Here is a 10254-nt window from a genome sequence, read left to right as displayed (position 1 = left end):
GCCTCGGCGATCTGCCGCCCCACCGTGTAGTACGGATGCAACGCCGACAACGGATCCTGAAAGATCATCGCCATGTCCCGGCCCCGCAGCCGCCGCACCTCCTCCTCCGGCAGCCCCACCAGCTCACGGCCACCGACGGAGATCTCCCCGGAGATCGTCGTGCGCTTCGCGTTGTGCAGACCCAGGATCGCGAGCGACGTCACGCTCTTGCCCGACCCGGACTCTCCCACGATCCCCAGGGTGCGACCCCGCTCGACCGAGAACGACACCCCGTCGACCGCCCGGACCACACCGTCCTCGGTGTCGAACCGCACCCGCAGGTCGCTGACCTGCAGATAGGGGCCCTCGCCGGAGCGCTGCTCCGGCACCTCGGGGCGGTCCGGTTCCCCGGACGGCACCGACTCCGACCTGCCCATGACCGCCTCCCCCTCGGTGACGAAGAGAACCTACAGGAAACTTCTGGAGGCGAAAATAAGCTACAAGCAGCGGCCTGTCAGCGGCCTCAGCGTAACGACTAGGTTTCCGACCTGAACACCCCTCACCTGCGCGTCTCCAGACCACGACTCGCACGCTGCACCGACGGCACGATCGGCACTACAGCGAGGAGTCGGTGACCAAGCCCGGCGACGTGCTGGACCTGACCGAGCCCGTCCGCGCCACGATCCGGCCGGAGGATCTCGTCCCCTGACGGATGTCGGTCGGCTCGCCTAGGGTCGGGCCCATGACCGAGTTCGACGCGGCCACCGCCGCCGTCCAGGCCGCCCTCGACGCGGGAGCCCGGTACGCCGACGCCCGGGTGATGCACCGCCGCTACGAGTCGATGTCGGCGCGCAACGGCGACATCGAGGAGCTGACCCAGGACGAGAGCATCGGGCTGGGCGTCCGGTCGCTGGTCGGCTCCAGTTGGGGCTTCCACGCCGTACCCGAACTGTCGGACGCGGCGGCCCGCGAGGCCGGCCGGCGCGCCGCGGCGACCGCCACCGCGAGCGCGCGGGTCCCCGGCCCGCCGGTCGACCTGGTCCCGGTCGAGGCCGCGGTGGCGAGCTGGGCCTCCGCCTGCGACGTGGACCCCCTCGGCGTGCCCCTCTCCGACAAGGGTGACCTGCTGGTCCGCGCCACGGAGACGATGCGGGCGCACGGCGCCGACCTGGCCGAGGGGCTCTACCAGATCTGGGACACCGCCAAGTGGTTCGTCTCCAGCGAGGGCCACCGGATCGACCAGCGGATCCGGGAGTGCGGCGGGGGCATCTCGGCCACCTCGATCGGCGACGGCGAGACCCAGCGCCGGTCCTGGCCGAGCTACCGCGGGCAGTACGGCACCACCGGCTGGGAGCTGGTCGACTCCCTCGACCTGGCCGGGCACGCCGCCCGGATCGCCGAGGAGTCCCGGGAGCTGCTGACCGCCCCGGAGTGCCCGGCCGGCGAGACCGACCTGATCCTCGGCGGCGAGCAGCTCGCCCTCCAGATCCACGAGTCGGTCGGGCACGCCATCGAGCTGGACCGGATCCTCGGCTGGGAGGCGGCCTTCGCCGGCACCTCCTGGCTGGACCTGGCCCGGCTCGGCTCGCTGCGCTACGGCTCCGAGCTGATGAACATCACCATCGACCCGACCATCCCGGGCGCGCTGGGCAGTTTCGGCTTCGACGACGAGGGCTCCCCGGCGGTCCGGCGGGACGCGGTCCGCGCCGGCCGCTGGGTGGGGGTGCTCGCCGGCCGGGACTCGGCCGCCGTCGCCGGCCTCGGTTACGGCGGCAGCGTACGGGCGGACGGCTGGGCCCGGCTGCCGATGGTGCGGATGACGAACGTGGGCCTGGAACCGGGTCCGCACACGCTCGACGAGATCATCGACGCCACCGACGACGGGGTGCTGATGGACGTCAACCGCTCCTGGTCGATCGACGACAAGCGGCTCAACTTCCAGTTCGGCTGCGAGATCGGCTGGGAGGTGAAGAGGGGCCGGCGGGGTCGGATGCTGCGCAACCCGACGTACACCGGGATCGGGCCGGTCTTCTGGCGGTCGATGGACATGCTCTCCTCGGAGATCGTCCCGTGGGGCACACCGAACTGCGGAAAGGGGCAGCCCGGCCAGGTCGGGCACACCGGCCACCCGGCCGCCCCGGCCCGCTTCCGCAACGTACGGGTGGGGGTGCGGGCATGAACGCCGAGCAGGACCTGGCCGGCCGGGTGGTGGAGCTGGTCCGCCGGATCGCCGGGCCGGAGGCCCAGGCCGAGGTGGTGGTGACCCGCTCCGACCTGGCGCTGACCCGGTTCGCCAACTCGTTCATCCACCAGAACGTCGCCGAGTCGGGCACCACGGTCCGGTTGCGGCTGCACGTCGACGGGCGGACCGCGGCGGGCAGCGGCAGCCTGGTCGACGCCGACGGGCTGACCGCGCTGGTCGAGCGGACCCGGACCGCGGCCCGGCTCGCCCCGCCCGACCCGGCCTGGCCGGGGCTCACCCCGCCGGCACCGATCCCGTCGGACGGCATCTTCGACGAGGCCACCGCGTACGCCTCGCCGGACGAGCGGGCCGACCGGGTGCGCGCCTTCGTGGACGCGGTCGGCGGCCTGGAGGCGGCCGGCTACTGCCGGACGGCGTACCGGTCGGGGGCGTTCGCCAACTCGGCCGGGCACTCGGCGGTGGGGCGGACGGCCGAGGCGGCGATGGACGGCATCGCCCGTACCGGCGGGTCCGACGGCGTGGCCCGGCTCTGCGCCGACCGGCTCGGCGACGTGGCCGGCGCGGCGCTCGGCGCCCGGGCGGCGGCCAAGGCGCGGGCGGCGGCCGACCCGGTGGAGCTGCCCCCGGGCCGGTACGAGGTGGTGCTCGAACCGGCCGCCGTCGCCGACCTGCTGCAGAACCTGGCCTGGTACGGCTTCAACGGCAAGCGGTACGCCGAGCGGCAGTCCTTCGCCGAGCCCGGCGCCGCCCAGTTCGACCCGGCGGTGACTCTGGTGGACGACCCGCTGCACGCGTCCGGGCTGCCGTACGACCTGGAGGGCACGCCGCGCCGTGCGTTGCCCCTGGTCGAGGCGGGCACCACCCGGGGGGTGGCGTACGACCGGCGCAGCGGCGCCGAGGCGGGCACCGGGTCGACCGGGCACGGGATGGTCGGCGGGTCGACCTTCGGCCCGATCCCGCGCAACCTCCGCCTGCTGCCGGCCGATGGCGGGTCCGGCGTGGCCGCCGGGCAGCTGAGTGGCGGGGTCACCGGGGCGGTCGCCGACCCGGACACCGCCGCGCTGGTCGCCGGAATGGCGCGGGGACTGCTGGTCACCGACTTCTGGTACACCCGGGTGCTCGACCCGAAGCGCCTGGTCATCACGGGGCTGACCCGGAACGGGGTCTGGCTGGTCGAGGACGGTGTGCCGACCCGGGCGGTCCGGGACTTCCGCTTCACCGAGTCGTACCCGCGGGCGCTGGGGCCGGAGCGGGTGCTCGACCTGGGCCGGACCCCGGTGCGGCAGCCCGACCGGGTGGACGGCGCGTGGTGGGAGGCGCCACCGCTGCGCCTGGCGTCGTGGAACTTCACCGGCGGCGCGTCCGGCTGACCGAGGTTGCCGAATATTGATCATGGCTCGGGTCTTTCCAACGTGCGGGACACACGGGACACTGCGTTGCGCGGCCGGGCCGCGAAGATCGGCGTAACGTGTGTCACTTAGCTGCGTCGGTTCGCCGGTGCGGTCGTTGGTGTGCGCAAGACGTGGCAGTGGACGCGGTCTCGCCGGTCCGCTGACCGGTAACGAAAGCTGATCCGCCGCCCCCGCGAGGGCGCCGTCAGGGAGACGACTCGAATGACATCAACGGCAACGAGGCCGCGAGGGGCGCGGGCACGCGCCGCGATAGCGGCGAAGACGTTGCGAACGGACCGCTGGTGGTTCGCACCACTGATCACCGTCGTCGGGCTCAGCGCCTGGGTCATCTACGCGACGGTCCGGGTCTTCATGCACAAGTGGTACTGGGTGGACCAGTACCACTACCTGACGCCGTTCTACTCCCCCTGCGTGACCGACCGGTGCGTCGAGGGCTCCTCGCACTTCGGCACCTTCCTGCCCGGCTGGTGGATCATCCCGGACGCGGCGCTGACCCTGCCGTTCCTGCTGCTGTTCCGGTTGACCTGCTACTACTACCGCAAGGCGTACTACCGGTCGTTCTGGCTGTCGCCGCCGGCCTGCGCGGTTCCCGACGGGCACCAGGCGTACAGCGGTGAGACCCGCTTCCCGCTGCTCGGACAGAACCTGCACCGCTACTTCTTCTACGCGGCCGCGATCATCTCGCTGATCAACACGTGGGACGCGATCTACGCCTTCCACTCCCCGAAGGGCTTCGGCTTCGGCCTCGGCAACCTCATCCTGCTGGCCAACGTCGTGATGCTCTGGGCGTACACCATCTCCTGCCACTCCTGCCGGCACATCATCGGCGGCCGCCTCAAGCACTTCTCCAAGCACCCGCTGCGCTACCGGGCCTGGACCGGCGTGTCCTGGCTGAACGTGCGGCACATGCAGCTCGCCTGGATCACCCTCGGCACCCTCGCGCTCACCGACTTCTACGTGATGGCGGTCGCGGCCGGGTGGTTCAACGACCTGCGGTTCATCAACTGAAGGCCCGGGACATGACTGAGACGCGAATCGAACGACACCACTACGACGTCGTCGTGATCGGGGCCGGCGGCGCCGGCCTGCGGGCGGCGATCGAGGCCCGGCTGGCCGGCAAGAAGACCGCGATCATCTCCAAGTCGCTGTTCGGCAAGGCGCACACGGTGATGGCCGAGGGCGGCGCGGCCGCCGCCATGGGCAACGTGAACCCGCGCGACAACTGGCAGGTGCACTACCGCGACACCATGCGCGGCGGCAAGTTCCTCAACAACTTCCGGATGGCCGAGCTGCACGCGAAGGAGTCGCCGCAGCGGATCTGGGAGCTGGAGACGTATGGTGCGCTCTTCGACCGCACCAAGGACGGGAAGATCTCCCAGCGCAACTTCGGCGGCCACGAGTACCCCCGGCTGGCGCACGTCGGCGACCGGACCGGGCTGGAGCTGATCCGTACCCTCCAGCAGAAGATCGTCTCCCTCCAGCAGGAGGACAAGCGGGAACACGGCGACTACGAAGCCCGGATCAAGGTCTTCGCCGAGACCACCATCACCGAGCTGCTGCTCGACGGCGACCGGGTCGCCGGCGCGTTCGGCTACTACCGGGAGTCCGGTGAGTTCGTCCTCTTCGAGGCCCCGGCGGTGGTCCTGGCCACCGGCGGCGTCGGCCGCTCCTACAAGGTCACCTCGAACTCCTGGGAGTACACCGGGGACGGTCACGCGCTGGCGCTGCGCGCCGGGGCGACGCTGATCAACATGGAGTTCCTCCAGTTCCACCCGACCGGCATGGTCTGGCCGCCCTCGGTGAAGGGCATCCTGGTCACCGAGTCGGTCCGCGGCGACGGCGGGGTGCTGAAGAACTCCGAGGGCAAGCGGTTCATGTTCGACTACGTCCCGGACGTCTTCCGCAAGCAGTACGCGGACAACGAGGCGGAGGCGGACCGCTGGTACAAGGACCCGGACAACAACCGGCGTCCGCCCGAGCTGCTCCCCCGCGACGAGGTCGCCCGGGCGATCAACAGCGAGGTCAAGGCGGGCCGGGGTACGCCGGCCGGCGGCGTCTACCTGGACATCGCCTCCCGGCTGCCGGCCGAGGAGATCCGCCGCCGCCTGCCGTCGATGTACCACCAGTTCAAGGAGCTGGCCGACGTCGACATCACCAAGGAGCCGATGGAGGTCGGCCCGACCTGCCACTACGTGATGGGCGGCGTCGAGGTGGACCCGGACTCGGGGGCCGCGTACGGCACCGTGCGCGGGCTCTTCGCCGCCGGTGAGGTCTCCGGCGGCATGCACGGCTCCAACCGGCTCGGCGGCAACTCCCTCTCCGACCTGCTGGTCTTCGGTAAGCGGGCGGGCGGCCACGCCGCCTCGTACGCCGATCAGCTCACCGCGCGCCCGAAGGTGTCGGTGCCGGCGGTGGAGGCCGCGGTGGAGACGGCGCTGGCGCCGTTGCAGCGGGACACCGGGGAGAACCCGTACACCCTGCAGCAGGACCTCCAGGCCGTGATGGGGGATCTGGTCGGCATCATCCGCCGGGAGGGCGAGCTGGTCGACGCCCTGGCCCGGCTGGCGGAGCTGCGCGAGCGGGTGGCCAAGGTGAGCGCGGCCGGCGGCCGGCGCTACAACCCGGGCTGGCACCTGGCGCTGGACCTGCGGAACATGCTGGTGGTCTCGGAGTGCACGGCGAAGGCCGCCCTGGAGCGGCAGGAGTCGCGGGGCGGGCACACCCGGGAGGACTACCCGGCGATGGACCCGAAGTGGCGGCAGGTCAACCTGGTCTGCTCGCTGGACGGCGACGCGGTCCGGCTGACCCAGAAGCCGCTGCCGAAGATGCGCCCAGAGCTGATCCAGCTCTTCGACCGGGCCGAGCTGGCCAAGTACCTGACCGACGCGGAACTCGCCGAGTTCGACGCCCTCGCTGAGGAGGCGGGCAACTGATGGGGATCAAGAGGCAGTTCCGCATCTGGCGGGGCGACGAGACCGGCGGTGACCTCCAGGACTACACGGTAGAGGTCAACGAGGGTGAGGTCGTCCTCGACGTGATCCACCGGCTCCAGGCCACCGACGCGCCGGACCTGGCGTGCCGGTGGAACTGCAAGGCCGGCAAGTGCGGCTCCTGCTCCATGGAGATCAACGGCAAGCCGCGGTTGAGCTGCATGACCCGGATGTCGACGTTCGAGGAGACCGAGACCGTCACGGTCACCCCGCTGCGGACCTTCCCGGTCATCCGCGACCTGGTCACCGACGTCTCGTTCAACTACGAGAAGGCCCGGGAGACCCCGGCGTTCGCGCCGCCGGCCGACCTGGCCCCCGGCGACTACCGGATGCAGCAGGTGGACGTCGAGCGCTCGCAGGAGTTCCGCAAGTGCATCGAGTGCTACCTGTGCCAGAACGTCTGCCACGTGATCCGCGACCACGAGGAGAACAAGCCGGCGTTCTCCGGTCCCCGGTTCTTCATCCGGGCCGCCGAGCTGGACATGCACCCGCTCGACGCGAAGACCGACCGCAAGGAGTACGCGCAGGCCGAGATGGGCCTCGGCTTCTGCAACATCACCAAGTGCTGCACCGAGGTCTGCCCCGAGCACATCAAGATCACCGACAACGGGATCATCCCCATGAAGGAGCGGGTCGTCGACCGCAGGTACGATCCCCTTGTGTGGCTTGGTAGCAAGATCTTCCGGAGGGGTCAGGTGCCTCAGACCAGCGTGACCAGCGGGCATTCCAGCGGCGCCGCGACTGCCGGCGCAGCACACGGCGGGGTGCACTCGCACGCCGGCGGCTCGCACGACGTGGCGGCCGAGAGGCAGGCGCAACAGGGCGTCAACTGGCACCGCGAGGTGCCGCACCCGACCGCCCCGGCGGTCGACGCCAACGGCAAGCTGCCGCTGACCGAGCTGACCTTCGACCGGGCCGCCGCGCCGTCGCCGTTCGGCGACGACGTGGCCTTCCCGCTGCCGCCCGAGCACCTCAACTTCGCTCACCCGCAGCAGGACGAGCCGAAGCACTGAGCAGCACGGACAACACGACGACGGGGGCCGCGGCGGATGCCGCCGGCCCCCGTCCCGTTTCCGCCCCCGTGTCCGCTCTCGCCGCTCAGCCGTTGGTGAGCAGGGGACGCAGCGCGGCGACGACCGGCGCGTCGGCGGGGAGCCAGGGCACGCTGTCGAGTTCGGCGGCGGAGAGCCAGCGCAGCTCGGAGTGCTCGAGGGCCTTCGGCTGGTCACCATGGAGGAGGCGGGCCACGTACACCCGGAGGACGGAACGGCCGTGGGCCATCCGCACGTCGCGGCCGACCCGCGCGCCGATCTCCACGCGTACGTCGAGCTCCTCGGCGCACTCGCGGACCAGCGCGGCGATCTCGCCCTCGCCCGGCTCGACCTTGCCGCCGGGGAACTCCCAGCGGCCGGCCACCTCCGGGGGCGCGGAGCGGGCGCAGGCCAGCACCCTGCCGTCCACGATGATCGCCGCCCCGACGACCACCTTCGGTTCCCGCCGCTCGGCATGCCCGTTACCGCTAACCCGTTCGGTCCGCACGGCCGTCCAGCGTGCCAGATCAATCGGCGGTTTGGGTACCTGAGGTCGACGTCAGGCCAACAAGAGACGGAAGTGTGGGCGTGGACACACCATCCGCGCGACGACAGACTAGAGGTCGTCGACGAGGACACGGGATGGCGACGATTTGGCCACAAGCCGGCAACGACGCCAGGGAGGTGCGGTGATGCGCGTGCTGTTCAACAGCAGGTCGAAGCACGACTACCTCAGCGACGCCCTCGCCCTGCTGTCCGGCTGGACCCGCGAGGGTGAGCAGATCCGCCGCACCCTCGTCCTGGACGACACCCAGCACGCCGCGCTGACCGAACGGGTCGCGGTGGTCGCGGACGCGCTGCGGCTGCGTCCCGAGATCAGCCGCCGCGCCGACCGTACGCAGATCAAGGTCGGCCACGGCGACGGCGAGCCGCTCACCGAGGGCGAGGTCCTGCTGGCCGCCCGCATCGAGGACGCGGTCCGCGCGGTCACCGAGCCCTGAGCCGGCTGGCACGGCCCACCTACCGTTGGACGCATGGCCAGTCCGACGTACGACCACAGGGAACAGTTCCAGCAGATCCAGAGCGGCCTCCTGGCCGGCGAACAGATCATCGCCGTCTACGACGCGATCGGCGCCGGCACCGGGTTCATCGGCCTGACCGACCGGCGGGTGATCATTCAGGACCGCTCCTTCGTCGGCAAGAAGTACGCCATCACCAGCATTCCGTACTCGAAGATCACCAGCGTGAGCGTGGTGAGCAACAAGTCCTGGGGCGGGTCGTTCTTCTCCACCGGCGCGATCGCCATCCACGTCGGCACGCACACCTACGAGGTCGAGTTCCGGGGCGCGCAGAAGAGCCACCACGTGCACAACGTGATCCTCCACCACATCTCCTGACCGCTACCCTGACCGGTCGTGACGGCACGACTGGCGGCGCTCTACGACATGGAGAACCGGTGGGGGCGCGACGACGAGTTCTTCCTCCGCCTCGCAGGTGAGACGCCGGCGGCCCGGGTGGTCGACCTGGGCTGCGGCACCGGGCGGCTCACCCTGGCCCTGGCCGCCGCCGGTCACCCCGTCACCGGGGTCGAGCCGGCCCGGGCGTCGCTGGACGCGGCCCGCGCCAAGCCCGGCGCCGGGCGGGTCACCTGGGTCGAGGGCACCGCCGCCGACCTGCCCGACGCCGCGTCCGACCTGGTCCTGCTGACCAGCCACGTGGCGCAGGAGATCCGGGACGACGCCGAGTGGACGCGTACCCTCGCCGACCTGCGCCGGGCGCTGGTCGACGGGGGCCGGCTGGCGTTCGACTCCCGCGACCCGGCGGCCCGCCGCTGGGAACGCTGGAACCCGACCGACTCCCGCCGCCGGCTCACCCTGCCCGACGGCACCCCGGTGGACGCCTGGACCGAGCTGACCGAGGTACGCGACGGGCTGGTCAGCTTCCTCCACCACTACCTCCTCCCCTGCGGGGAGGAGCTGCGCAGCCCCGGCACGCTGCGTTTCCGGACCGAGGCGGAGCTGCGGGCGGCCCTCGCGGCGGCCGGGTTCACCGTTGAGCGGCTGCACGGCGGCTGGGCCGGCGAGCCGGTCGGCGCCGGTGACGACGGCGAGCTGATCGTCGTGGCCCGAGCCGGAGCCTGACCACCGTCAGCGGCGGTACGTCAGCTCAAAGTCGAGCGTCCAGTCAACCCCGTCCGTCGACCTCTCCCAGCGGCCGACGATGGTGTCCGCGCCGGCCGTCGCGATCCAGCGCTGGTGGAAGCCGGGCGCGTCCCGCCACATGCGCCAGACCTGGTCGGCGAACGTCATCTGGTAGACCCGGTGCACGCCCCGCGCGTCGGCGTACAACACGCTGAACGCCCCGGCCGTGTCGTCGAGCCCGATCAGTGAGGTGGTGGGCAGTGGATTGTTCTCCCGCCACGCCTGCGGCGCGGTGTCGGGCAACGGTTCCGCGTCGCTGAACTGTCGCAGGTACTTACCGTCCTCGACCCAGCTGAACTCCGTCCATCCGGCACCGAGGCCCTCGACCGCCGGCTGCACGGTCCACCGACCGACGAGCACGTCGAGCCGCGCGAGCACCGGGTTCCGCTGCACCATCTCGTCCTCCTCCTGCCGCCGAGGCATCCACGCTAATCGCCG

The 10254-nt window shown here is 71.5% G+C and carries 11 protein-coding genes; 8 read left to right on the top strand and 3 right to left on the bottom strand.

Annotated elements, in window-relative coordinates; all coding sequences use genetic code 11:
• On the bottom strand, nt 1-416 hold a 416-nt coding region (locus ACZ6S5_RS26605; protein WP_466004707.1), incomplete at its 3' end, for an ATP-binding cassette domain-containing protein.
• 305 nt (nt 417-721) lie between these two features.
• Between ACZ6S5_RS26605 and ACZ6S5_RS26600 the strand changes: the two genes are divergently transcribed.
• From ACZ6S5_RS26600 to ACZ6S5_RS26580, 5 genes are all read left to right on the top strand, one after another.
• A complete protein-coding gene (locus ACZ6S5_RS26600) occupies nt 722-2158 on the top strand; it encodes a TldD/PmbA family protein (protein ID WP_466004705.1) in 1437 nt (478 codons plus the stop codon).
• A complete protein-coding gene (locus ACZ6S5_RS26595) occupies nt 2155-3552 on the top strand; it encodes a TldD/PmbA family protein (protein ID WP_466004703.1) in 1398 nt (465 codons plus the stop codon). Before ACZ6S5_RS26600 ends, ACZ6S5_RS26595 begins: the two co-directional genes overlap by 4 nt.
• 243 nt (nt 3553-3795) lie before the next feature.
• A complete protein-coding gene (locus ACZ6S5_RS26590; protein WP_466004701.1) occupies nt 3796-4602 on the top strand; it encodes a hypothetical protein in 807 nt (268 codons plus the stop codon).
• An 11-nt stretch (nt 4603-4613) separates the two neighbouring features.
• Entirely contained in the window at nt 4614-6527 is a 1914-nt protein-coding gene (locus ACZ6S5_RS26585; protein ID WP_466004700.1) for a fumarate reductase/succinate dehydrogenase flavoprotein subunit, read from the top strand.
• The gene (locus tag ACZ6S5_RS26580) at nt 6527-7597 is read left to right on the top strand and encodes a succinate dehydrogenase/fumarate reductase iron-sulfur subunit (RefSeq protein WP_466004698.1); all 1071 of its coding nucleotides are present in this window, start codon (nt 6527-6529) and stop codon (nt 7595-7597) included. Before ACZ6S5_RS26585 ends, ACZ6S5_RS26580 begins: the two co-directional genes overlap by 1 nt.
• An 85-nt stretch (nt 7598-7682) precedes the next feature.
• Here the strand turns inward: ACZ6S5_RS26580 and ACZ6S5_RS26575 are convergent, their stop codons facing one another.
• Entirely contained in the window at nt 7683-8123 is a 441-nt protein-coding gene (locus ACZ6S5_RS26575) for a (deoxy)nucleoside triphosphate pyrophosphohydrolase (RefSeq protein WP_466004697.1), read from the bottom strand.
• 184 nt (nt 8124-8307) lie between these two features.
• Between ACZ6S5_RS26575 and ACZ6S5_RS26570 the strand changes: the two genes are divergently transcribed.
• From ACZ6S5_RS26570 to ACZ6S5_RS26560, 3 genes are read left to right on the top strand one after another with little or no spacing between them, the layout of a single operon-like run.
• Entirely contained in the window at nt 8308-8616 is a 309-nt protein-coding gene (locus ACZ6S5_RS26570) for a 4a-hydroxytetrahydrobiopterin dehydratase (RefSeq protein ID WP_393183128.1), read from the top strand.
• Between the two features lie 33 nt (nt 8617-8649).
• Complete coding sequence (locus ACZ6S5_RS26565; RefSeq protein ID WP_466004696.1) at nt 8650-9012, top strand: PH domain-containing protein; 363 nt, start codon at nt 8650-8652, stop codon at nt 9010-9012.
• A gap of 18 nt (nt 9013-9030) precedes the next feature.
• Complete coding sequence (locus tag ACZ6S5_RS26560; RefSeq protein WP_466004694.1) at nt 9031-9756, top strand: class I SAM-dependent methyltransferase; 726 nt, start codon at nt 9031-9033, stop codon at nt 9754-9756.
• A gap of 6 nt (nt 9757-9762) precedes the next feature.
• On the opposite strand, the gene ACZ6S5_RS26555 is transcribed toward ACZ6S5_RS26560, so the two are convergent.
• Nucleotides 9763-10212, bottom strand: a complete 450-nt coding sequence (locus ACZ6S5_RS26555; RefSeq protein ID WP_466004693.1) for a hypothetical protein — start codon at nt 10210-10212, stop codon at nt 9763-9765.
• Between the last annotated feature and the right edge of the window lie 42 nt (nt 10213-10254).

The sequence above is a fragment of the Micromonospora sp. NPDC051924 genome, from assembly GCF_055586005.1.
The sequence above is the reverse complement of the archived record's forward strand: the minus strand, read 5'-3'. Positions and strand labels throughout refer to the sequence as shown.